The 23,343-nt window shown below is 66.1% G+C and carries 21 protein-coding genes and 2 tRNA genes; 15 read left to right on the top strand and 8 right to left on the bottom strand.

Annotated features, from left to right (window positions below):
- Nucleotides 1-9 precede the first annotated feature (9 nt).
- From idi to FPY90_RS10470, 5 genes are all read left to right on the top strand, one after another.
- Nucleotides 10-540 (top strand): isopentenyl-diphosphate Delta-isomerase, encoded by a 531-nt coding sequence (gene idi, locus FPY90_RS10490; RefSeq protein ID WP_498685447.1) that lies wholly within the window; start codon nucleotides 10-12, stop codon nucleotides 538-540.
- Between the two features lie 230 nt (nucleotides 541-770).
- The gene (locus FPY90_RS10485) at nucleotides 771-1,535 is read left to right on the top strand and encodes an electron transfer flavoprotein subunit beta/FixA family protein (RefSeq protein WP_498685445.1); all 765 of its coding nucleotides are present in this window, start codon (nucleotides 771-773) and stop codon (nucleotides 1,533-1,535) included.
- A gap of 14 nt (nucleotides 1,536-1,549) precedes the next feature.
- Nucleotides 1,550-2,518, top strand: a complete 969-nt coding sequence (locus FPY90_RS10480) for an electron transfer flavoprotein subunit alpha/FixB family protein (RefSeq protein ID WP_498685444.1) — start codon at nucleotides 1,550-1,552, stop codon at nucleotides 2,516-2,518.
- Between the two features lie 52 nt (nucleotides 2,519-2,570).
- Nucleotides 2,571-3,503, top strand: coding sequence for a cytochrome b/b6 domain-containing protein (locus tag FPY90_RS10475; protein ID WP_498685442.1), 933 nt, complete (start codon nucleotides 2,571-2,573; stop codon nucleotides 3,501-3,503).
- 56 nt (nucleotides 3,504-3,559) lie between these two features.
- The gene (locus FPY90_RS10470) at nucleotides 3,560-4,696 is read left to right on the top strand and encodes an acyl-CoA dehydrogenase family protein (protein WP_071213995.1); all 1,137 of its coding nucleotides are present in this window, start codon (nucleotides 3,560-3,562) and stop codon (nucleotides 4,694-4,696) included.
- 176 nt (nucleotides 4,697-4,872) lie between these two features.
- On the opposite strand, the gene FPY90_RS10465 is transcribed toward FPY90_RS10470, so the two are convergent.
- Nucleotides 4,873-5,268: a RidA family protein gene (locus FPY90_RS10465; protein WP_498685440.1), complete on the bottom strand. Its 396-nt coding sequence runs from the start codon at nucleotides 5,266-5,268 to the stop codon at nucleotides 4,873-4,875.
- Between the two features lie 107 nt (nucleotides 5,269-5,375).
- The gene (locus tag FPY90_RS10460) at nucleotides 5,376-5,852 is read right to left on the bottom strand and encodes an Lrp/AsnC family transcriptional regulator (protein WP_071213993.1); all 477 of its coding nucleotides are present in this window, start codon (nucleotides 5,850-5,852) and stop codon (nucleotides 5,376-5,378) included.
- Between the two features lie 400 nt (nucleotides 5,853-6,252).
- Here FPY90_RS10460 and FPY90_RS10455 point away from each other — a divergent pair, with 400 nt between their 5' ends.
- Both FPY90_RS10455 and FPY90_RS10450 read left to right on the top strand, forming a co-directional pair.
- Nucleotides 6,253-6,462 carry a helix-turn-helix domain-containing protein gene (locus FPY90_RS10455; RefSeq protein WP_175475412.1) on the top strand — a complete coding sequence of 70 codons (210 nt, stop codon included), beginning with the start codon at nucleotides 6,253-6,255 and terminating at the stop codon, nucleotides 6,460-6,462.
- 78 nt (nucleotides 6,463-6,540) lie between these two features.
- Nucleotides 6,541-6,613: transfer RNA gene (locus FPY90_RS10450), tRNA-Ala, on the top strand.
- 22 nt (nucleotides 6,614-6,635) lie between these two features.
- On the opposite strand, the gene FPY90_RS10445 is transcribed toward FPY90_RS10450, so the two are convergent.
- A complete protein-coding gene (locus FPY90_RS10445) occupies nucleotides 6,636-7,814 on the bottom strand; it encodes a DUF4232 domain-containing protein (RefSeq protein WP_498685438.1) in 1,179 nt (392 codons plus the stop codon).
- Nucleotides 7,815-7,862: 48 nt separating this feature from the next.
- Nucleotides 7,863-8,333, bottom strand: coding sequence for a hemerythrin domain-containing protein (locus tag FPY90_RS10440; protein WP_498685437.1), 471 nt, complete (start codon nucleotides 8,331-8,333; stop codon nucleotides 7,863-7,865).
- 134 nt (nucleotides 8,334-8,467) lie between these two features.
- On the opposite strand from FPY90_RS10440, the gene FPY90_RS10435 reads away from it, so the two are divergent.
- The 4 genes from FPY90_RS10435 to FPY90_RS10420 all read left to right on the top strand — a co-directional run bounded on the left by FPY90_RS10435 (nucleotide 8,468) and on the right by FPY90_RS10420 (nucleotide 15,199).
- Nucleotides 8,468-9,706, top strand: a complete 1,239-nt coding sequence (locus FPY90_RS10435; RefSeq protein ID WP_498685435.1) for a hypothetical protein — start codon at nucleotides 8,468-8,470, stop codon at nucleotides 9,704-9,706.
- A 488-nt stretch (nucleotides 9,707-10,194) separates the two neighbouring features.
- Nucleotides 10,195-12,834 (top strand): metallophosphoesterase, encoded by a 2,640-nt coding sequence (locus tag FPY90_RS10430; RefSeq protein WP_498685433.1) that lies wholly within the window; start codon nucleotides 10,195-10,197, stop codon nucleotides 12,832-12,834.
- Between the two features lie 468 nt (nucleotides 12,835-13,302).
- Nucleotides 13,303-14,457, top strand: a complete 1,155-nt coding sequence (locus FPY90_RS10425) for a N(5)-(carboxyethyl)ornithine synthase (protein WP_498685431.1) — start codon at nucleotides 13,303-13,305, stop codon at nucleotides 14,455-14,457.
- 70 nt (nucleotides 14,458-14,527) lie between these two features.
- Nucleotides 14,528-15,199, top strand: a complete 672-nt coding sequence (locus tag FPY90_RS10420; protein WP_498685429.1) for an alpha-ketoglutarate-dependent dioxygenase AlkB family protein — start codon at nucleotides 14,528-14,530, stop codon at nucleotides 15,197-15,199.
- Nucleotides 15,200-15,223: 24 nt separating this feature from the next.
- Here FPY90_RS10420 and FPY90_RS10415 read toward each other — a convergent pair whose 3' ends face one another.
- Nucleotides 15,224-16,126: an endonuclease/exonuclease/phosphatase family protein gene (locus FPY90_RS10415; RefSeq protein ID WP_498685427.1), complete on the bottom strand. Its 903-nt coding sequence runs from the start codon at nucleotides 16,124-16,126 to the stop codon at nucleotides 15,224-15,226.
- A 333-nt stretch (nucleotides 16,127-16,459) separates the two neighbouring features.
- Here FPY90_RS10415 and FPY90_RS10410 point away from each other — a divergent pair, with 333 nt between their 5' ends.
- Both FPY90_RS10410 and FPY90_RS10405 read left to right on the top strand, forming a co-directional pair.
- Nucleotides 16,460-17,713 carry an NAD(P)/FAD-dependent oxidoreductase gene (locus tag FPY90_RS10410; protein WP_498685425.1) on the top strand — a complete coding sequence of 418 codons (1,254 nt, stop codon included), beginning with the start codon at nucleotides 16,460-16,462 and terminating at the stop codon, nucleotides 17,711-17,713.
- A gap of 173 nt (nucleotides 17,714-17,886) precedes the next feature.
- Nucleotides 17,887-19,119: an MFS transporter gene (locus tag FPY90_RS10405; protein WP_498685423.1), complete on the top strand. Its 1,233-nt coding sequence runs from the start codon at nucleotides 17,887-17,889 to the stop codon at nucleotides 19,117-19,119.
- A 25-nt stretch (nucleotides 19,120-19,144) separates the two neighbouring features.
- On the opposite strand, the gene FPY90_RS10400 is transcribed toward FPY90_RS10405, so the two are convergent.
- Nucleotides 19,145-19,684: a TetR family transcriptional regulator gene (locus FPY90_RS10400; protein WP_498685421.1), complete on the bottom strand. Its 540-nt coding sequence runs from the start codon at nucleotides 19,682-19,684 to the stop codon at nucleotides 19,145-19,147.
- A gap of 456 nt (nucleotides 19,685-20,140) precedes the next feature.
- Here FPY90_RS10400 and FPY90_RS10395 point away from each other — a divergent pair.
- Nucleotides 20,141-20,213: transfer RNA gene (locus FPY90_RS10395), tRNA-Ala, on the top strand.
- Between the two features lie 62 nt (nucleotides 20,214-20,275).
- Here FPY90_RS10395 and FPY90_RS10390 read toward each other — a convergent pair.
- The gene (locus tag FPY90_RS10390; RefSeq protein ID WP_498685419.1) at nucleotides 20,276-20,692 is read right to left on the bottom strand and encodes a hypothetical protein; all 417 of its coding nucleotides are present in this window, start codon (nucleotides 20,690-20,692) and stop codon (nucleotides 20,276-20,278) included.
- A gap of 293 nt (nucleotides 20,693-20,985) precedes the next feature.
- Between FPY90_RS10390 and FPY90_RS10385 the strand changes: the two genes are divergently transcribed.
- Entirely contained in the window at nucleotides 20,986-22,176 is a 1,191-nt protein-coding gene (locus tag FPY90_RS10385) for an SH3 domain-containing protein (protein WP_071213980.1), read from the top strand.
- On the opposite strand, the gene galK is transcribed toward FPY90_RS10385, so the two are convergent.
- Nucleotides 22,177-23,343, bottom strand: coding sequence for a galactokinase (gene galK, locus FPY90_RS10380; protein ID WP_498685417.1), 1,167 nt, complete (start codon nucleotides 23,341-23,343; stop codon nucleotides 22,177-22,179).

The raw sequence follows: 23,343 nt of genomic DNA, 5'->3' as shown, positions 1-23,343 counted from the left end.
AAGAGAGTCATGAGCGAGGAACTTGTGGTGTTGTTGGCCAACGACGGCACCCGCATCGGAACGGCATCCAAGGCGCTCGTGCACACCGCACACACGCCCTTGCACCTGGCCTTCTCCTGCCACCTCTACGATGGCCAGGGCCGGATCCTGATGACCCGGCGCGCCCTGTCCAAGAAAACCTGGGCAGGGGTGTGGACCAACTCGTTCTGCGGGCACCCGGGGGAGGGGGAATCCTTTCCCGAGGCCATCGCCAGGCGCGCCGAGCAGGAACTGGGCACCACCATCTCCTCGATCGCCCCGCTGCTTCCGGACTTCGCCTACCGGGCCGTGGACGCCTCGGGAATCGTCGAGAACGAGATCTGCCCGGTCTTCTCCGCGCTGATCACCTCCGAGCTGGCCCCCAACCCGGAGGAGGTCGCCGAGTACGCGTGGGTCGAGCCCCAGGCGCTGAAGACCGCCGCGCTGGCCGCGCCCTTCGCCTTCTCCCCGTGGCTGCTGGAGCAGATCGCCCAGGGCTCACTGGATGGCACCCGCCCCTGATCGCTGCCCGGCACCGTCCGCCGACCTTCCCCTGCCTTGGCGCGGGGGAAGGTCTTCGCATTTCCCGGTACCCTACGAGAAACCTCACCGGTGCAGGCCAGGCGCCGAATCAAGGATAAGGGCGGCTAACACCGCGACGGCCAATTTAGTAGGAAGACCTAGTAAATTTTGGCCCTTCCCAGTAGAGTCGCGAATGAGTGAACGACACGGCACCCGGGAAGGGAATACGGATGAAGATCGCGGTTTTGATCAAGCAGGTTCCGGACACCGCCGAGGAACGGATCCTGGATCCGGGCAGCGGACGGGTGGACCGGGAGGCAAGCGACCCGGTGATCGACGAGATCACCGAGCGCGCCCTGGAACTGGCCCTGACGGTCAAGGACCAGGACAAGTCCACCGAGGTGGTGGTCGTGTCCATGGGGCCGGCCGACACCTCCAAGTCCATCCGCAAGGCCCTGTCGATGGGCGCCGACTCCGGGATCCACGTGCTGGACGACGCCCTGGCCGGGGCCGACCTGGTGCTCACCGCCAGGATGCTGGCCGCCGCCCTGCGCGAGACCGGTGCGGACCTGGTCATCGCCGGCAACGAGTCCACCGACGGGCGCGCCGGCATGCTCCCGGCCATGGTCGCCGAGCATCTTTCCCTGCCCATGCTCGGCTCCCTGGTATCCGCGGAGATCGGCAGCGACTCGATCAGCGGCCGTCGGCAGAACGAATCCGGCACCCAGGAGGTCGTTGCGAGCTACCCGGCCATCATCACCGTGACCGAACGCTTCGACGAGGCCCGCTTCCCCAACTTCAAGGGCATCCTGGGCGCCAAGCGCAAGCCCGTGGAAACCCTGTCCGCCACCGATCTCGGCGGGGAGACCAGTGCGGCCAGCACCGTGCTTGATGTCGCCCAGCGCCCGGCCCGAACCGCGGGGGCCAAGATCACCGACGACGGGAACGCCGCCGCCGAACTCGTCGACTTCCTCGCCTCCCGGCGCCTGATCTAGCGAAGGACCATTCCATGGCAAACATCCTGGCACTGGTTGAACTGACCCACACCGGACACCTGGCCGCCTCGGCCCGCGGCCTGCTGGCCGTGGCCGCCCGGCTCGGCACCCCCGTGGCCGTCACCGCCTCCGAGACCGCCTTGGGCCCGGCCGCCGCGGCGCAGCTGGCCGACCTCGGCGCCGCCGTGATCCACGCGGTCCAGGTTCCCGGGGCCAACGGCACACTCATCACCCCGCTGGTCGACGCCCTTGCCGACGCCGTGGCCGCCCACGCACCGGCCGCGGTGCTCGTGGCAGCCTCCGTCGACGGGCGCGAGGCCGCCGCACGCCTGGCCGTGCGCACCGGCGGCGGCCTGCTGGCCGACGTCGTGGACGCAGCACCCACGGATGCCGGCATCGTCACCGAGCACTCGGTCTTCGGCGGCGGCTACACCGTCCACGCCCAGGTCTCCGGCGCCCTGCCCATCATCACGTTGCGCTCCGGGGCCATCGACGAGTCCGCGGCCCCGGCCGCCGGAACGCTCAACGCGGTGGTCCTGGAGCCGCCTGCCACCCGCAGCGCCACCGTGACCGCATTTGCCGATGCCCCGGAAGGCTCCGCGCGGCCCGAACTGCGCGGGGCCGCCACCGTGGTCTCCGGCGGGCGCGGCCTGGGCTCGGCGGAAAACTTCGTGCTGGTCGAACAGCTAGCCGACGCACTTGGCGGCGCCGTGGGCGCCTCCCGGGCAGCGGTCGACGCCGGCTACATCGCCCAGACCTCGCAGGTCGGGCAGACCGGCGTATCCGTCTCCCCGCAGCTCTACGTGGCACTGGGCATCTCCGGGGCCATCCAGCACCGCGCCGGGATGCAGACGGCCAAGACCATCGTGGCGATCAACAAGGACGAGGACGCCCCGATCTTTGACATCGCCGACTTGGGGATCGTCGGAGATGTCTTTACGCTGGTTCCGCAGGTGATTGAGCTGCTCAAGTCCCGGACCTAGCACCCGGGACGCATCCGATGACGACCCCAACCACGAACGCGAGGCACCACAAATGACGGCCCGGTCCACCCCCAAAAAGCAGGCCACCAACAAATGGGCACGCGCCGGCATCATCGCCGGGTCCCTGGTCGTCCTGCTGGTCATCGCCGTCTTCGTGGCCCGCTGGCTGGTAAGCCTCGAATCGGTCAAGACCTGGTTGGACACCTACACCGGGCACTCGGCGCTGCCCGACGGCGCCCCGGTCGGGTTCCCTGCCTGGCTGGGCTGGCAGCACTTCCTTAACGTGTTCTTCCTGGTGCTGATCGTGCGCACCGGCTGGCAGGTGCGCACCAATACCCGACCCGCCGCCCACTGGGTGCGCAACAACAAGGGCCTGATCCGCACCAAGGGCGCCCCGGCGCGGATCAGCCTGGACCTCTGGTTCCACCTGACCCTCGATGCCCTGTGGGTGCTTAACGGCATCATCTTCATCATCGTGCTCTTTATTTCCGGGCAGTGGGTGAGGATCGTGCCCACCAGCTGGGACATCTTCCCCAACGCCTTGTCCGCCGGGCTGCAGTACCTGTCCCTGGACTGGCCGACCGAAACCGGCTGGGTCAACTACAACGCCCTGCAGGTGCTGACCTACTTCGTGACCGTCTTCATCGCCGCCCCGCTGGCGATCGCCACCGGGCTGCGCATGTCCGGTGCCTGGCCCAAGAAGGCCGCCGCACTGAACAAGGCATACCCGATGGAACTGGCCCGCGCCCTGCACTTCCCGGTCATGATCTACTTCGTGGCCTTCACCGTGGTGCACGTGGCCCTGGTGCTGGCCACCGGCGTGCTGCGCAACCTGAACCACATGTATGCAGCCAACGACTCCACTTCCTGGACCGGACTCATCATCTTCGCGGTGTCCATCGTGGTGATCGTGGGCGTCTGGTTCCTGGCCCAACCGGTCTTCCTGCGTCCCCTGGCCTCGCTGACCGGCAAGGTCGGGAAGTAGCCAGGCAACACTTCCGACCATCCGCCCGCCCGCCATCGACGACCCAGGAGCCGAGAATGTTTGAACTCACCGAAGACCAAAAGGCCATTGTCGAGATGGTGGCCGACTTCGCCGCCGAGAACATCGCACCGCATGCCGCGGCCTGGGACCGGGACCACCATTTCCCCGTCGATGTGCTGGCACAGGCCGGGGAACTGGGGATGGGCGGGATCTATGTCCGCGAGGACTTCGGGGGATCGGGCATGAGCCGGCTGGATGCCGCACTGATCTTCGAGGAGCTGTCCAAGTCCGACCCGACGATCGCCGCCTACATCTCCATCCACAACATGGTCGCGTGGATGATCGACCGCTTCGGCAACGACGAGCAGCGTGCGGCCTGGGTTCCGCAGCTGTGCACCATGGAGATGCTGGGCAGCTACTGCCTGACCGAACCCGGGGCGGGCTCCGACGCCGCGGCGCTGAGCACCCGGGCCGTGCTCGACGGCGAACACTACGTGCTCAACGGGACCAAGCAGTTCATCTCCGGAGCGGGGGCCTCGGGCATGTACCTGGTGATGGCCCGCACCGCCGACACCGGCGGTGCCGGGATCACCGCGTTCATCGTCCCGGGCGAATCCGCGGGGCTGTCCTTCGGCGCGTTGGAGGCGAAGATGGGCTGGAACGCGCAGCCCACCCGCCAGGTGGTCATGGAAGACGTCCGGGTTCCCGTGGGCAACCGGCTGGGCGAGGAGGGCACCGGCTTCGGTATCGCCATGAAGGGCCTGAACGGGGGCCGGGTGAACATCGGGGCGTGCTCGGTCGGTGGCGGCCAGGCGGCGCTGGACAAGTCCATCGCCTACCTGAAGGAGCGCGAGGCCTTCGGGGCACCGCTGATCGGGCAGCAGGCGCTGCTCTTTGCGATCGCTGATATGGAAACCGAACTCGAAATCGCCCGGACCATGATCTGGCGCGCCGCGGACGCCTTGGAACGCGGCACCAAGGACACCGTCCGGCTGTGCGCGATGGCCAAGCTGGTGGCCACCGACGCCGGCTTCAACGCCGCAAACACTGCCCTGCAACTGCACGGCGGATATGGTTACTTGTCCGAATACGGGATCGAGAAGATCGTCCGTGACCTGCGAGTGCACCAGATCCTTGAAGGCAGCAACGAGATCATGCGCCTGATCATCGGGCGCCTGGCTGTGGAGAAGTAGGCTCCCCGCGCGGCATGGGCCGAGCCGGGCCGCCGGGGCCGGGATCGGTGGGGTCGTGACGCTTGTGCCCTCGGGTACCGCGTTTCCCCGAGTGCGCCGGGGACACGACGGACCGGTTCCAACCAGTGGTTGGGGTCGGTCCTTCGCTTCCCTGCAGGTTCATGTTCTGCGGGTGCCTAGTTGCCCGCCCAGGCGGTGGCCTGAACCTCGACCAACAGCTCGGGAGCGAGCAGCGGCGCAACGATGGTGGCACGCGAGGGACGGTGGCTGCCGAAGGTGTCGACCCAGGCACGGTTGTATTCCCCGGCCATGGCCGCGTCGTTGATGTAGACCGTGGCGGTGGCGACCGCGTCCAGACCGAGACCATGGGCGGCCAGCACGGTGTGCAGGTTTTTGAGCGTCTGGACCGTTTGCGCGTAGATGTCTCCGGCTCCGACCAAGACCTTGTTTTCGTCCTTGGCGACCATGCCGGAAACGAAAACCAGGTCTCCGGCGCGGGTGGCGCTCGGAAACGGGCTGGCCCCGGTGGTGATGCCTGCAACGTCGATGTTCGTAAGTCCCGAAGTGCCCATGATGCTCCTCAACCAAATATGGTGCGGACGGCAAAACACCGCCCGGAAAAAGACTAGGGCATCAAGGGCAAGGTCAATGGAACCCTTGCCGGGCATGTTTCGGCCGGTCAGCTCAGGTGGTCGAGCAGCGCGGTGGTGCGGTAGGGGATCACGTCGCGCAGGATCATCGAGGTGGAGGTCCGGGTTATCCCCGGGCACAGCCGGATTTCCTCGCTGACCCGATAGAGGTCATCCGGATCGGTGGCAACTGCCCGGATCAGCAGGTCGGTGTCCCCGGCCGGGGCCACGCATTCCAGGACCTCGGGAATGAGGCTCAACGCCGCGATGGCCTCATCCAGGTGCGACTGGTCCAGCTCGGCGCTGACGACGGCCGATACGCCGCGTCCAACCGAGGCGGGCTTCACGCGGCTCGAATTCGGGCGCAAGGCGCCGGAACTGGCCAGGCGCTCCATGCGTGTCTGGACGGTTCCTCGAGCCAGCCCCAGGCGCTGCGCCAGCATCATGGTGGGAACGCGGGGATCCTCGTCCAAGGCCAAGAGAATGCGCCTGTCCGTATCATCCAGTTGGTACGATTCCGGCGTCATTCCGGCTCCTTCGCCTAGGTTCGGTCAGACTGACCAAGTTGTTCGGTAGCTACCACTCCATGTTAGTCAAAATGATCAGTGATACCCAACTGTGTTGCACGGTATGCCCGGTTGTTGCTTTAGTGGTTGTTAGAAGCTCAACCAAGGTCACAAGCTACGGGGAGCAGACCCTTGCAGCGGGACTGGATCCAGGCCGCGCTACAGGCCGGCCCACAAGGCCCCTGGTCGAAACGTCAGAGTGGTCCGCAAAGATTCCAAAACTTGGAGTCACCGCGGACCACTCTAGTTTTTTGCCCCCGGGAGGTCCCGAGCCCAGTGAAACCAGCATCCGTTATCCACAGAAGCGACCTGGACCGCCTCGGTGAACCCGGAAACGGGTAGCCTTCAATACATGAGGTTCATGCGTCTAGAAGATGTCGCCGACGAGTTGAATGTAAACCTGCCGCAGGTGCGATCATTGGTACGCAGCGGGGACCTGCCGGCCATCAAGATCGGCGGTCGCGGAGTCTGGCGGGTGGAGCGCAGCGAACTTGAAGCCTACATCCAGCGCCAGTACACCGTGGCGCGCGAATCCATCGAGGCGGGGGCCGCCGACGGCGACGAGGAATAGGCGCCTGGAGAGAATCGATTTTGCATGCGGGTCGCCACGGGTTTAGGCTGAAAATGTTGCGGCTCCAAGCCATGACACGGGGCATTAGCTCAGTTGGTAGAGCGCTTCGTTCGCATCGAAGAGGTCAGCGGTTCGATTCCGCTATGCTCCACACATCGGCACCCGCCGGAACCCTAGGGGTTTTGGCGGGTGTTGTCCTTAGTGCCGGCTGGATCCGTGACGAGTTCCCAAGCGGTGACCGACACGGCACCGCCGTCGATGATGTCCAGGTCCACCGGCGAACTATGGCGCAAAGTCCCTGCGTAGGGTGCGACCAGCATGGTCCCGGTGCGCACGTCGCCCGCTGCCGCCATGGCGTTCCAGCCCAGGAAGGCCCGCGCGCTTTGACCGGGCAACAGGGTGATGGCCGAGACCCCGGCATCATCGGTCATGAACGAACCGCCATGGACCAATAGCACGTCGATGGCCCACCCTTCGGCGTTGTTGAAGGCGATGTCTGGGTAGGACTCCACGACGCAAGGACCGGTCCCGGTATTCGTCAGGTCGAAGCCCATCCCTCGGTGTCCCGTGGCCCCTTCCGGTTCATGCCATGAGATGGACACGCCTTCGCCCGGACACCAGTTTTCCCCGGCCGGTTGGAAGGCGTCCGACCGATCCGGCCAGCCGTACGGGGTTGGCGAGGGCGCGTCGGGCGGCGGGGGCGCGGCCAGCGGGGTTTGGGTTTCCGCGGTGTCGTTGTGGGCGGCGGGGATCGTGACGACAAGTATCACCGCGAGCAGTCCGGACACCAACAACGGCATGGCATCGGGCTGCCGCCGCGCGGCCTTCGGGCCGGGGAGCCGCTTGGGGGATCTCATGGCCAGGGTTCCCGCCAGCGCGGGCAGCCAACCCCAGATGATTCCCCAGTAGCCGGCTGCAAGCAACGCGGGCTGGACACCGTCCAGCAACCACGCCAACCGTGCCGGCGGCCAGGAGGCAATGACGTAGCCGAGGGAGGCAAAAGCGGCCGCGGCGAAACCGGCAAGCACGATGGACATCCACGCGGCAAGGAATCCGATGGGTTGATCTCCGGCTTGCTTGCCCGCACGCATGCCGGCTCCCCGCAGCAGCAGGAGCGTAAAGGCCATCAATGCCAGGACGGAAAACAGGGAAAGCAGGATCGGCCACGGCTGGGCCGATTGCCAGGTTCGCATGGCGATCGTCTCGGGAAAAAGCATCCGGGTGAACTGGGCAGGCAGGCGGACCTGGTGGGCGAGCATCCATCCGTTCAGCGCGCCGCTGAACAGCCAGAGGATTCCTGCCCCGGCAACGATCCATGCGGTGCCGATGGCTGTTTTTCCGTGTTGTCCCATGCCACCGAGCCTATCCGAGCTGGCTCGGGGTGCGGCTCCACCGGCGGGTCAGCCGCGGGCCGAGCGCGGCGACCAGTCTTCGGGAAAGGCCCCGGAACCTAGGAAATCGCCCAAGGCCGAGGACGCGGTTTCGTCCAACAGCTCATCGGCCTGGGCGTAAATGACCTTTTCCTCCATGGCGTTGTGCTTGTCTAGAAGCCCGAGCAACTCGGCGCAAGCGGTGCGGGTGCCGGGGGCGTCTCCGTGTTCGATCAAGCTGTCGATTTCGGCCATGGTGTTCCACAGCTGGCCGTGTTCGCGTTCCATGGCGAAGATCGGCCCCATCAACCCGCGCCTCTTCATCGGCGGGAAGAGGAACTCTTCCTCCAGGTAGATGTGGCGGCGAAGTCCGGCCAGGGAGCGCATCAGTGTCTCGGACTGATCCTGCGCGGTTCCGGTCGCGGCCAGATACGCCTCGATCCCGCCATCGATTTCGCGGTGCTCCGCCTCGAGCGCTGCACCCAGTGTCTGTTGTTCCACGACGTCTCCTTGCCCGAATCCACGATGGGATCCCCAGCATAGGCACGTTCGTCCTCCCGAGGATCCCTGGGAACATGCGCTTGTGCCGGCAGAAAAACGCGAATCGATGGGTAAACCGCGTGTAGCATGTATCGGTGGACCAGGCACTGCAAGGGCCGCCGCCTCATCCCCAGACCCAGGGAAAGATTCATTACATGCCCCTGCCCCGCAGGTACGACCCCACGATCGAGGATCCCCGGATCCCCGATGCCAACGAATTCCAGCACATGGCACTCGGATTCGTGGAACGGCGCATCCGGATCTTCCACTTCATGCTTTACGGCGCGGGGCTCTTCCTGGCTTCGGCAGCCGCTTTGCTGGTGCGTCGGCTCACCGACGTGGATCCGTGGGGAACAGCCGTGCTGACCGGTCTGGGCATCGTGGTCCTGCTCATTTCCGGGGCTGTCGCCGGATTGGCGGCACTGCGCCCGGCCAAGCCATCGGTGGCCTTTACCGTGGCAGACCAGTCGATCCGGGGAGACAAGGCTGCCGCCATCGGGATTGCGGTGGCCGGTGCGGTCTTCACCGTGATTTCCGCCTTCATGGCCGGTGACCACGACATCGCCCGGGTATCGAGCATCCTGGTGGGGATGTGGGTGGCCATCGCCTTGGCGATCCATGGCCTGCTCCACGCCCGCAAACTGCGCATGGAGCGCGACAAGGTCTACGCCGCGCACCTGGCCAAGAACGGGGCCTCGCCGCAACCCGACCGGCGGGTGGTTCGCGAAGTCGCGCCCGGTCCGCAAGTCTTCGACAGCGAGCCCACCGAATTCGAACGGGAAGCCGCTGCCTATGCCGGGACCCGGGCCCGTGCCTGGGCCTGGATGCTTTTCGGTCCGCTCTTTGTGTACTTTCTTGCCCCGGTGCTGGTGATGAGTTGGGCCATGGGGTTCGACTACGAAATGTGGATCGTGCCGGTGCTTGTCGCCCTGGGCTTCGCGCTGGCGTGCTTTGTCCACGGCTTCTTGAAGCTGAAAAGAGAACGCCCCGGAAAGGTGCGGTACAGGCGGTGGTACGGGCGCAACATGTACCAATCGGTGGGCAGCAATCGCAGGACGGGCATCGCGTACTACAGCATGGCGGTGGGCATTTTCATCACGGGGTCGCTGCTTGCGGGGATTGCCGCCAGTCCCGAATTCGTGCTCTATCCAACGGCATTCGCCATCATGATTGCCGCGATGGCCCCGCTGATGTTCATCGCCAGCAGGATCCTGCACCGGCGCCGCGAACTCTACACCGCATGGCTGCTGCGCAACGGCATGCCAATCGAGGTCACTCCGAGCGGGCAGTCCGATAATCCACGGGGGAGCGCAGGTAACACGGGCCGAACCTGAGTGCCCGGATCGCAGCCCGGTGTTGGAACCAGGCGAACCGCCGGATGCGCGCCCGCATGCCCAGGCCTTCGGGCGGGGGACACCGGGCCGATGGTTGCTGCAGCCCCCTCGCCGGCTTCGGCCGTTGGGTCCTTTGCTGTTGACGCGGGCGCAGGTTGCCGCACGCTTGAACCCGACCATGGGTTGGTTGCGGAAGACCATCGGTTCAGGCCGTGGCGCATCCAAGCAGGGCAGCCGGCGTGGGCCGGGGTGCGCCCATGTTCCAGTGGATCCCGTAGTGGTTTTTGGCGCGGTCCCTGGCTGTTCCGCAGAGGCAAGAATTCATTCCGAGTTTAGTTTCCGGTGGTCAACCGTCCGTTCGACGTTCCTATGGTTGCTGCGGGGCAACCTGCATCTGCCTCAGCCTTCCACCTATCGTTTTGCCGCCCGGCAGGCCCATGACGTGGCGCCGCCAGACGGACATTTCCAGCGGAAAGAATCCTGAACCAATGAACAACAGACGAATCCTCGCCCCGCTCTCGGTGGGTGCACTTGGCCTGTCCTTGCTCCTGGGCGGTACCTCGGCAGCAGCCGCCCCGATTGAGGGAACGGTTACGGCCTCGTATTCCCACATGGTGCTCAACGTGGGTGCCACCGATCTCGACCGCAACTTCGCCTGGTACTCGGATGCCGCCGGCGCCCAGCAGCTTAAACTGGCAGTCAAGGGAGCCGAGGCGGACACCACTCGTATCCTGGAGCCCACAGCGTCCGGCACATCGAATGAGCAGCCCGGCCTGTCCTGGCAGCATGCCGCAGCCACGGGCCTGACGCCGGGGGCCACCTACGTTTGGCAGGTGGGATCCGACGCACTGGGCTGGTCGGATCTGCAGGAGTTCAGCATCCAGTCGGACGAGAAGCTGGACGTGCTTGTCTATGGCGACACGCAGATCGGCTCCGGCGGCGGGGTTCCCAGCGACGTCGGTGCGTGGCAGGAAACTCTCGACGCGTCGCTCCAGTCCGTTCCCGACCCAGACTTTTTGCTCTCGGTCGGCGACCAGGTGGACGACCACGACTCGGATTCCCAGTACGACGACTACCTGTCGCCGAGCCAGCTGCGCCAGCACTCCCTGGCCACCAACATCGGCAACCACGACGACGGCTCCGTTTCATACGCCGAGCACTTCAACATGCCCAACGAACACGATCTCTCCGGCTGGGACGCCGGCCTGGGCAACTACTGGTACATCCAGAATGACGTTCTCTTCGTCTCCCTGAACTCCAACGAGCAGGACCCCGCGGCACACACTGCGTGGGTACGCGACATCGTCGAACAGCACGGTACCGGCGTGGACTGGAAGGTAGCCACCTGGCACCACGGGCTCTACTCCACGGCATCGCACGCCACCGACGGCGATATTGAGAAGCGGCGAGAATGGATGCCCCAGCTGATGTCGGAACTGAACTTCGACTTGGTCCTCTCCGGGCACGACCACGTGTACACCCGCTCGCACCTGCTCAACCAGGGCCACGCCGTCGGCAACCTCGATGCCCCGGCCGAACTGGCCAAGCAGGACGGCGAAGTGCTTTACCTGACGATGAACTCCTCCACGGGATCGAAGTACTACTCGATCCAGGAGGACATCGACTTCACGTTCAACGCGGTGGAGAGCCAGAACCGGAAGACGTCCTACTCGCATCTTCAGGCCGACGGTGATTCGCTCCGCGTCACCACCCGCCAGGTCGACGGCACCGTCCTGGACGACGTCACACTCACCCGCGCCGCGGAAGACGCCGTCCCGAACCCGGTACCGGACCACCCGGCGCAGACCGTGTTCGAGGGCCCCGGATACGTTGACAAGCCCATTGAAAACGTGGTCAACCCCGACACCGGTGAGGTCTCCGTGGAGGCTCGGGTGCTCTCCGCCAACGACGACGTCGAAGAGTACGTCGCCAACGGCAGGATCTACCTTGATTCCTCGGACCTGGAAATCACCCAGGAATCTCCCGGCAGCGAGGATCCCGAGACCCAAAACATCGGCATCCGCTTCGACCAGGTCGCGATCCCCGCGGGTGCCACCGTCACCGGTGCCTACCTGCAGTTCACCACCGACGAGCCGAACAAAAATGCCGATCCCTTCGATGTCGCGATCTCCCAGGAGAACACCGGGCACGCGGCACGATACACGGAGGACGCCTACAACGTCTCCAACCGCGAATTCCTTGACGACACTGTCGCATGGAGTGGCATTCCCAGCTGGACGACAGCGGGCGAGGCCGGCGAGGCCCAGCGCACCCCGGACGTCACCGGTCTGGTGCAGTCCGTCGTTGACCGCGAGGATTGGGCCAGCGGGGCTGCCATGGCCTTCAAATTGACCGGAACCGGAACCCGGACCGCCGAGGCCTATGAAGGCGGCACGGGCGAGGAAGCTCCGAAGCTCATGGTCACCTACACCCTTGACGGCGCCACGGAAATTGCCGCCACTATCGATGACGCACGTGACGACGTCGAACAGTACTCCGCCTCCGGGAAGATGGACCACGGTTCCTCCGACTTGGAAATCGTTGACGAAAAGGAATCGCAGATCATCGGCCTGCGCTACGCCGGACTTCAGATTCCCGCCGGCGCTGAGATCCTGTCCGCCCGCGTGCAGTTCACCACGGATGAAGAAGACAAGAACACCGATCCGTTCAACATCAGCATCGCTGGCGAGGCGGCAGGTTCATCGGCAGCTTTCGGCGACACCGACTTCGAACTGGCCGGCCGTGAACTGACCACGGCGCGCGCGACATGGGCCGATATTGCACCATGGCTCATCGAGCACGAAGCGGGCGCGGACCAGCGCACCGTTGATCTCTCCAACATCGTGCAGGAAATCGTGGACCGCGAGGACTGGGCTGCAGGCAACGCCCTGTCGTTCCTGCTTTCCGGCACGGGCCTGCGCAGCGCGGAATCGGCAGACGGCGAGCCGACCATGGCACCGAAGCTCAACATCGTTTTCCGCGCAGGCGAGACCGTCGAACCCAAGCCGGGCAAGCCGGATCACGCGGGCCAAAAGGGCAAGCCGGCTCACGCGGGTCAAAAGGGCAAGCCGGATCACGCCGCCGATCCGTCCAAGCCCGTCCAGCCGACGACGTCTTCGGAAAACTAGCCGCCACCGTGGACGGCGCCCCGGGCCGCCACCGTGGACGGCGCCCCGGGCCGCAACCGGGACGCCGTCGAAGCGAACGTGGTGACCAAAGGGCACCGATGAACCACCCGAGGACCTCCGGTATCGAATTTCGACCATCCGGGGGTCCTCGTGCATCACGCCGCCAAGCGCGACCGGTCCCGCCGTATCGGCAGCCGGACCGGCCAAGGGCCGAGTGCCACCCGCTCGCGTCCCCGCGCGTCACATGGCGACGCCCTTGACCAGGAATACTTGTCTCCCGGCAGGCCACCCGGGGCCACGTCGGACACGGGATGAACGCCCAATCCCACCCCGACAACGAGCACCGGCCCGGGGACCTCGGGGACCAATGCCAGGACTTTTCGGACGCCGGGGATGCCGACCCGTGTACCGTGAGCCTCATGGGGCAGGTCATTTTGGCATGCTCCACACAGGAAGAGAACACGAAGAATGGGCTTTACGAACGAACTTTCACTGGGTGTCATAGCCACTTCCAGCAAGGTGGACGAGCAACGTTTGCCGATCCACCCGTCTCACTTTGAACGTATTGACGAGCGCTTCCGAGACCGCATCACGGTCGAATCCGGCTACGGCGTGGCCTGCGGAATGGACGATGAAGACCTCGCGCCGTTCGTGGGAAATTTTGCCACTCGCGAAGAAATCATGGCCGGCAGCGACATCGTTCTCTTGCCCAAGCCCCAGGCCTCGGATCTGGTGCAGATGCACGAGGGCCAGACACTGTGGGGCTGGCCGCACTGTGTCCAGGACACTGCGCTGACGCAGCTGGCCATTGACAAGAAACTCAACATCATCGCCTTCGAGGCCATGAACCACTGGGGCACGGACGGCAGCTTCGGGCTGCATGTGTTCCACAAGAACAACGAGTTGGCGGGCTACTCATCGGTCATCCACGCCCTGCAGCTTTGCGGCAACACGGGTGACTACGGGCGCAGGCTCTCGGCCACCGTGATCGGCTTCGGCGCAACCGCCCGTGGAGCTGTCACCGCCCTGCGCGCCCACGGGATCCACGACGTGCGTGTCCTGACCGGACGCTCCGTCGCGGCCGTCGCTTCGCCCATCCACGCCGTCCAAATGGTCCAGTTCGACCACGACGGCGGACCGCACCTGAGCGAGGTCATCACGGACGAGGGACGCTTGCCGCTGGCACCGTTCCTGGCCGAAAGCGACATCGTGGTGAACTGCACCCTGCAGGACCCCAACGCGCCGTTGATGTACCTGAGCTCCCAGGACCTCGACGCATTCGCCCCGGGCAGCCTGATCATCGATGTTTCCTGCGACGAGGGCATGGGATTCGAATGGGCCAAGCCCACCACCTTCGCCGACCCGATGTTCACCGTTGGCCGGAACATCAACTACTACGCGGTCGACCACAGCCCCTCATACCTGTGGAACTCCGCCAGCTGGGAAATCAGCGAGGCACTCCTGCCCTTCCTGGATGTGGTGCTGGACGGGCCCGCCGCCTGGAAGGAAAATGAGACGATAGCCCGCGCCATCGAGATCCGGGACGGCGTGATCGTGAATCCGGCCATTCTCGAATTCCAGAACCGGACCGATGCCTACCCGCACGACATCAACGCCGGCTGACACCGGCGCGGTTCCGTATCCCGGGGGCCAGGGGGCACGGAACCGAACCGACAGGAAGGACCCCCGACCCATGGATGCGCTCTTTTCCGACAGCTTCCTGGGTCGTCCCCGGCGGGAGCTGGCGCCCGGGGCCCACTGGGTTCCGGACTGGCTGGACCTGGCGGAACAGCGCTGGATCGTGGACCGCTTCCACGAGTGGGGGCGGGGCCCGGTGCCGCCGCGCGCGGCCAGGGTCGGTGCACACGAGATGTCGGTGCAGACCGTGTGCCTCGGGTGGCACTGGCGGCCCTATGCCTATTCCCGCGAGGCCGTCGACGTCAACGGCAACCGGGTGCTGGAGTTTCCCGACTGGATGGTGCGACTGGGACGCAAGGCCTTGTTGGCCGCCACCGGGGACCAGCCAGCGGCCAAGGCCTACACCCCCGACACCGCCCTGGTGAACTACTACGGGGCCGACTCCAAAATGGGCATGCACCAGGATCGCGACGAACGGTCGGTGGCCCCGGTAGTCTCGATTTCCATCGGGGACACCTGCACCTTCCGCTTCGGCAACACCCTGAACCGCAGCAAGCCCTATCAAGACATCGCGTTGGCCTCCGGGGACCTGTTCGTCTTCGGCGGCCCGGTGCGACTTGCATACCACGGCGTCACCAAGGTCCTGCCCGGAACCGCTCCCGCCGGTTGCGGGCTGGAAACCGGACGCATCAACATCACCATGAGGGTCACCGGACTGGAGGGATGAACCCCAGCGATCGGCGGTCCCGGATCAATCCCCGGGCAGGTTCACCGTGGCCCGGACGGCCAGGTGGTCGCTGAGCCCGGCTTCGACATTGCTGTTCGAGGTGACCTCCAGCCCGCGCACCAGCACATGGTCAAGGCGCATCATGGCAAAGGGAGCCCGCGGCCAGGTGAACCCGAACAGCCCGTCGTCCTGGTTGGGCTCATCGAGCACCGTGGACATCTGCGTGAACGCCCGGTCGGTGCTGGTGGCATTGAAGTCGCCCACGGCCATGACGTTTTGGCGCGGGTCGGCCCGCACCGCGGCGGCCAGCTGCCCGAGCATCACGTCGCGGTCGACGTGGTCGTTGGGCCGGGCCGAGGCCGCATGGATGACATAGAGCGAAACCTCTCCCTGCCCCGTGGCCACCCGAGTCGACAGGGCCCGCTTCCACCCCAGGCCCAGGTCCAGGGAACGGGACCCCTCAAGCGGATACTTGCTCCAGACCCCGACGGTGCCCACCACGAAATGGTGCGGATAGGCGGCGCCCAGGGCCTCGGTGACTCGTGAGGCGCTGCCGGCGTCGAGCTCCTGCAGGGCAACGACGTCGCTGCCGCCTGCCGCCAGCTCCCGCGCGGACTGCGCAGCCGACCCGGTTCCGGCCTTGGTGTTCTGGCTGGAGACCGTCAATGTGTGGGTCGCGGACGCCGGCGCCGTCCAGGACAGCGGAACTATGGCCGGGCCAAAGGCCAGGATCCAGGTCAATGCGGGCACCAACAGGACCACCAGCGAGGTGCGGCTGCGTGAGGACAGCGCCACCAGCAGCAACAGCGGAACCACGAGCCCCAGCCAGGGGGCGGCGTTGTCCAGCAGCAGGCCCAGGCCCAGGGCATCCGGGATGCGGGTGTGGAAAGCGATCAGCAGCGCGGTTCCCAGCGCGCCGAGAAACACCAGGAACCGCAGGAAACGCTGGGCGCGCGAGGGAGGCCGACGGGTACGTTTCGCAGCGCGTGGCCGGGGCGGGTAAACAGACATCGTTACCAAGAATCGCACATCGGCCTGTTCGATGCATCGACGGCGGCTGTGATTCCGCCCAGAGACCTGTCACGTGATTCCCAGCCGGAATGCTGCTGTTTTTCGGCTCCCATCCATCGGCCATGGCCGAACCCTCGACTCTTGCCACGCCAAGTGACATTCTGAAGAGAGGAATACACACGGTCACCACCACTTTCCCGAAAACCCCGAATCACGGCGGTGGCACCATCCTGGCAGGAGACGAAAACCATGAGTGAAGCGGCGACGACGCAAGCGGAAGCGCAAGGAGAATTTGGGACGGTGGTGATCGGCGGCGGACTTGCCGCGGCCCATTGCATCCACGAATTGCGCGAGGGCGGCTACTCCAGGCCCATCACACTCATCGCCTCCGAAAACGAAGTTCCCTACGAACGCCCCCCGCTGTCCAAGGAATTCCTCCAGGGCAGCAAGCCCGCCCTGGAACTCGAGCCCTTCCCCGGAAGCTGGTACACCGGAGCGGACGTTGCGATGCGCCTGGGCACCACGGCCGAAGCCATCGACACGGCAGCCAAGACCGTCTCCCTGTCGGACTCCTCGACCCTGGGCTACGAAAACCTCGTGATCGCCACCGGATGCCGCTCCCGGCTCGGCGGCCGCAACGCCAACATGACCGGGTGGGACCTGCCCGGCGTTTACACGCTGCGGTCGCTGGACGACTCGAAGGCCATCAAGGAGCAACTCGTGTCCGGCCGGCACCTGGTCATCATCGGCGCCGGGTGGATCGGGATGGAGGTCGGGGCCTCGGCACGCTCGGCCGGCCTCGAGGTCACGGTGCTGACTCCGGACCAGGTTCCCCTCGCGACGGCCATGGGTGCCGAATTCGGGTCGCATGTGGCGCAGCTGCACATCGCCAACGGCGTCCAGTGCCGCTTCGGTACCGGGGTCACCGGAATCGCCGCGGACCCCCAAAAGGGGTTGGTGGTGCAGACCCCGACCGGGGACATTCCCGCGGACATCGTCCTGCTGGCCATCGGGGCGGTGCCCAACAACGAGCTGGCCGTCGCCGCGGGCCTCGAGGTCGGCAGCGGGGTCGTGGTCGATGAGCACCTGCGCAGCAGCGACAAGAACATCCTGGCGATCGGCGACATCGCCGAGGCCTACAACACCGCGCTGGGCCGGAACATGCGGGTCGAGCACTGGGACAACGCGATCCGCCAGGGCAAGCTCGCCGCCGCCACCATCCTGGGACGCGATCAATCCTATGACTGGTTCCCGTACTTCTTCACCGACCAGTTCGACTTGGGCATGGAATACGTCGGGGACCGGCAGGCCGAGGACGAGGCGGTGGTGCGCGGGGACATGGCCTCGGGGGAGTTCATCATCTTCTGGTTGCGCCACGGCGTGGTCACCGCCGCCATGAACGTGAACATCTGGGGCGTCAACGACCACCTGCGCTCGATGATCGGCAAGAGCATCCCGGTGGCGACGCTCCAGGACACGGGCAACGACCTGATGGCCCTCTAGGGCCGGCACCACAGGTCCCGGAACAACGCGAGGCACCCTGATCCGTATCGGTTGTGGGGGTGCTCACCAAGGCTCCCCGCGGTGCTTGTAGCCACGTAGGCTGGAGTCTGCGGCGGCAGGAACGCAAGCGTTTGCCCGCCGTCGACTCCGCACCGAACCTCGAAAAGGGACCCGTGAATTCCGACGCCACCGCCCCGGGCAGCACCAACCTGAAACGCTCCACCCAACTATCGGGGCGCGCACTGATGCTGGCGGTCGTGGCCCTGGCCATGGGCGGGTTCGGCATCGGCACCACAGAATTCGCCATCATGGGCCTGCTCCAGGAAGGCGCCGCGGACCTGGGCGTCAGCAACGCCCGGATGGGCCTGCTGATCTCCGCCTACGCCTTGGGCGTCGTGGTGGGGGCACCGATCCTCACGGCACTGGGCGCCCGGGTCGCCCGCAAGACCATGGTCCTGTGGCTCATGGCGTTCTTCACGCTGGCCAACCTCAGCTCCCTGTTCGCCGCGAACTACGAGTGGATGCTCGTGTCCCGCTTCCTGGCCGGGCTGCCGCACGGCGCGTACTTCGGCATCGCCGCGATCCTGGCAGGCACCCTGGTGCCCGCGTCGATGCGCGGACGCGCCATCGCCTGGGTGATGCTGGGGCTCTCGGTTGCCAACGTGCTTGGCGTGCCCGCGGTGACGTTCCTGGGGCAGAGTTTCGGCTGGCGCTGGATGTTTGCCGTGGTCGGCCTCGTCGGGGCACTGACCTGGGTTGCCATCCGCATTTTCGTGCCATTCTCCCCGGTGCACGAGGGAGCCAGCATCCGCAGGGAACTGTCCGCGCTGCGCAGCGGACAGGTGTGGATGGCGATGCTCACCGGCATCGTCGGCTTCGGCGGGTTCTTCGCCGTGTATTCCTACATCAGCCCGATCCTCACCGATGTCACCGGGCTGCCGATCCGGGCCGTGCCGCTGGTGCTGGGACTCTACGGCATCGGCATGGTGGTCGGCTCGCTGATTGGCGGAAGACTGGCCGACTGGTCCGTTCTTGGCGCCATCTACGTCGCGACCTCCGCCATGGTGCTCTTCATGGCGCTGTTCGGCGTGGTGGCGACCCACATGGTGCCGACCCTGGTGCTGGTCTTCATCCTCGGCGGCACCGGCTCGCTGCTGGTGCCGGCGCTGCAGGCGTTGCTCATGGATTCGGCCCCGCACGCGCAGTCTTTGGCCGCCTCGCTGAACCACTCGGCACTGAATGTCGCCAACGCGCTGGGCGCGGCCCTGGGCGCGGCGGTCATCACCGCCGGGCTCGGGTACCGGGCACCCGCGTTCCTCGGTGCGGGCCTGGCACTCCTCGGGCTGCTGCTGGCGCTGGCCACGGGATTCCGGGCCAAGCGACTGGCGGCAGCCGCGTCGAGGTAGCGGCACCGGCGGGCGCGCTGGCGCGTTACTCGGAAGTCGCCGCCAGGCGCCCCAGCTTCTTGTCCATGGCATCGTGCGTCTGGGACATCAGTTCCTGCATGGTGCCCACGACATCGATGCTGCGGTCCACCAGCCACTGAAGCTGCAGGCCATCGGCCGCAGCCAGGACCAAGCGCGTCATGGTGCGGAAATACTCGAGTTCCTCGGCCGACGGCGTGGCCTTGCCGGCGTAGTAGGAGTCTTCGGAGATCTTCAGCAGCCGGGCATTGCGTTCCTGGAAGTAGGCCGCCGCGGGATGTTCCGGGTTCGCGGCCGCCGCGGCCATCGTCACGTACAGGGCAATCAGGCCGGGCTCGCTGGGTGCCTGCCCCAAGACATCGGCAAACCGGTCTTCTTGCTGTTCCAGGGTGCCGGTGATTTCGTTGCGGGCGTCGCGCCTGCGCAGGATCTGGACGAGAAGGTCTTCCTTGGAGTCGAAGTAATGCATCACCCCGGCCAGGGACAGGTTGCACAGGCTCGCGACCTTGCGCAGGGATGTTCCCCGGTAGCCTTCAAGTGCAAACACCTCCAGCGCCACATCTAGAATCTCGGCACGCTTTGCTATGCCCTTTGCGTATGAACCACGTATTGCCATGTTGCTAGAGTAGCGAGATTTTGGGCCATCTCTTACTAACCTGACACCCCGCGGTATTAGGTGTGTCACCTGACCTGTGAAGACTCGCAGGAAGCGGATTCCGTGCCGCAGGCGCGGACAGCTGGCTGTGTTGGGGTCCGAAGCCCGCGGGCACCGCGGTGCCGCGTCCCGCACGTGGTCCGGAAGGACGCTGTGAGCGACGTCATGTTTGGGTTCGCGGTGCTGGTTTTGCCGCGGGTTTTTGCGCTTTCCTGCGTCCGGCGGTGCGGTTCGGCCGGGCGTGCGGGGCAAGTGGAACCGGGTCGATTGGCGTTTGGGCGCCGGGGTGCTGTAGATTGTTATCTCGGTTCGGCAGCCCTTCGGGAAAGCCTGAAACCAATCCTTTTCGGGGGTATGGCGCAGTTGGTAGCGCGTCTGCATGGCATGCAGAAGGTCAGGGGTTCGAATCCCCTTACCTCCACGAAATACGGAAGGCCTCAAACATCATGTTTGGGGCCTTTCGTGTATGTCGCGTGGTGCGGTTCAGCCGATGGCCCGGTATCCCGAATAGCCGATCATGGCGCGCAACCACGTCACCAGGGGTTCAATCCCGGCATGCGGGAGGTCGCTGCCTCCGGCCGTGAACACGGGCACTTCCCCGCGCATGTGCTTGGGCAGCAGGCGCAGGATGCGGTCGCTGTCGCCGGAACCGGTCAGCAACAGGGCAACGGGCCTGACCCCGAACACGGCCTTGACCAACGCCAGTCCGTGCATGCGTGAAAAGCGCAGCGGGCCCACCAGGACCACGCCGTCGAAATAGATGAGTTCGTGCGCCGATGAACTGGTGACTTCAAGGATTTCGGAGCGCAGCTCATGGGCGTGCAATTGCTCGGCAAGCTCGGTGGAACGCAGCTTGGCAAGTGCATCACGTTGGTAGTAGACGATGGCAACGCGATCCATGCGAATCCCTCATTCCTGCAACGAACGCAGCGCGCGGGCAGGACCCGCGCGTCATTCCCTCCCACAGTATGCGCATTTGCAGGGAAATGGCTAGGAGTGCGGTGCCCGCGGGGCACACCCCAAGACGTTATCCAACGGACGCGAATGCATCGTGTTGCGCACAATAAGGGCACAACATGGAATATCGATTGCGGGTGGCGGCCTGCGGCCCCATACTGGCGGCAACAGTCTTCTGGGGGGAAGCAATCAGGGGGGAATTTTCGATGTTGGGGTCTTGGGGACAATACAGTTCAGTGAAGGGGGCCTGCGGGCTCCTGGTGGCCGCGGCGCTGCTGGTTTCGTCGGTTCCGACGATGGCTGCCGGGGTCTCCGAGGTGCCCGCCGCTGCGGCCTCGGCGTCCGTGACGGTGGCGGCGGCGCTTCCGGCGTCGGTGCGCACCACCGCGAACCTGAACCTGCGCACGGGTCCGAGCACCGGGTACCGGATCCTGCTGACCATTCCGAAGGGCACCACGGTCAAGGTGCTCTCGCGTGCCTCCAACGGCTGGTACAAGGTCAGCTACGCCGGCCGCACCGGATGGGTCAGCAACTACTACGTCACCGCCGTGGCTTCCTCGTCCCCGGGGGCGTTGCCGGCGTCGGTGCGCACCACCGCGAACCTGAACCTGCGCACGGGTCCGAGCACCGGGTACCGGATCCTGCTGACCATTCCGAATGGCACCACGGTGAAGGTCTTCGACCGGGCCTCCAACGGCTGGTACAAGGTCGGCTACGCCGGTCGCACCGGCTGGGTTTCCAATGCGTACGTCACCACCGGCAGCGGAACCTCCACGCCATCGGCACCCGGCACGCCCCGGTCCACCGGACCGAACCGCACCTCGCGCGTGGTGCTGACCTTCGACGACTGCCCGCGCACGCTCAGCGCCTTCACCGCGACCATCGACTACGCGGCAAGCCACAACATGGGCCTGGTCATCGCACCGACCGGCAACTGCCTGTCCTCGTTCAAGTCGCGTTACGGCGTCGACCTGGCGGCGCGGGCCCGGGCCAAGGGGCAATGGGTCATCAACCACTCGGTGAGCCACCCGGACCTGCGCCCGCTGAGTTGTTCGGCCGCCGCCGCCCAGCTCGGCGGCACCGGCGTGCACACCAATTTCGGACGGCCCCCGTACGGTGCGGTCGACGCCAGCGTCGTGTGCGCCTACGACCGGGTGGGCATGGCGATCTGGACCTGGTCGCGCGACACCCTTGACTGGAGCACCAAGTCGAAGGCGACCACGGTGGCCCGGGCTTCGGCCGCCAGGGCCGGGGACACCGTGCTGATGCACATGCAGTGGCAGGGATTCGCCCCCGACTCGCTGCGGCAGATCAAGGCCAACCTGGCCGGCCGCGGGCTGGGCGTGTGCCGCGCCTACCGCGGTGCCGACGGGGCCGGAGCCGTTCTCAGGACGCCCGTGCTGCTTCCTTCGTCGCTGCCCTGCTGACTACAGCTGCCGGGCGCCGGGCCCGGGGACCACGGAGAAGATTTCCGGGGCGATGTATTGGGCGGCGGCAAAGGCCTCCTGCACGGCGGCCGAGACCTGACCGGCGCGCGAGACCTCAACCAAGGCGATCGCCGAGCCGCCGAAGCCGCCGCCGGTCATCCGGGAACCGATGGCGCCCGCGGCGATTGCGGTGTTCACGGCCAGGTCCAGCTCGACGCTGGAGATCCCGAAGTCGTCGCGCATCGAGGCGTGGCTGGCCACCAGCAGCTCGCCGATGGCCGCCGGCCCCTGGCTTTCCAACAGCTCGACGGTCCGAAGCACCCGCTGGTTCTCGGTGACAATGTGCTTGACCCGCCGGTAGATCGCCGGGGCCAGGCTGGCCTCGGCCTCGGCCAGGCGTTCGATCCCCACATCGCGCAGGGACTTGACTCCCAGTTCCTCCGCCCCGCGGGTGCAGGCAGCCACCAGCTCCTTGTAGCCGCCCGAATCGTGGGCGTGGCTGACCCGGGTATCGATCACCAGCATCACCAGGCCTGCGGCCGCCAACGGCAGGGCCACCTGGCGCCCCTGGCGGGTGCGGCAGTCAAGGAACAGGGCGTGGTCGGGGGTGCTTAGCAGCGAGGCCGACTGGTCCAGGATCCCGGTCGGTGCCCCGACGAAGTCGTTTTCGGCCGACTGGCACACCAGCACCAGTTCCTCGCGGGAAAGGCCCAGGCCCAACTGCTCGTTCAGGCCAAAGGCCACGGCGCATTCGAGGGCGGCCGAGGAGGACAGGCCCGCCCCGATCGGCACCGAGGAATCCACCAGGATGTCGGTGCCGGGCAGGGTGAAACCGCGTTGTTCCAGCGCCCAGAAGACCCCGGCGACGTAGCGGGCCCACGGGGCCACCGCCTGGGGGACCAGCGCATCCAGCTCGGCCTCGACGACCGGGCCGCCCCGGGTCGAGGCGACGCGCAGCAACCGCCCGGATCCCTCCGGGCGGATCCGCAGCCCGACTCCCGCGGCCCGGTCGATGGCGAAGGGCAGCACGAAGCCCTCGTTGTAGTCGGTGTGCTCGCCGATGAGGTTCACCCGGCCGGGCGCGGCAAAGCACGCGTCGGGGGAGGAGCCATACAAGGCGGTGAAGGAAGCGGGCAAGGCATCGAAGGCGGTGGGCAGGGCGGTCAT

The sequence above is a fragment of the Arthrobacter sp. C2 genome (assembly GCA_024207135.1).
In the GTDB taxonomy this organism is placed as follows: domain Bacteria; phylum Actinomycetota; class Actinomycetes; order Actinomycetales; family Micrococcaceae; genus Paeniglutamicibacter.
Note: the sequence above shows the minus strand (reverse complement) of the source record. Positions and strands in the feature narration are given on the sequence as shown.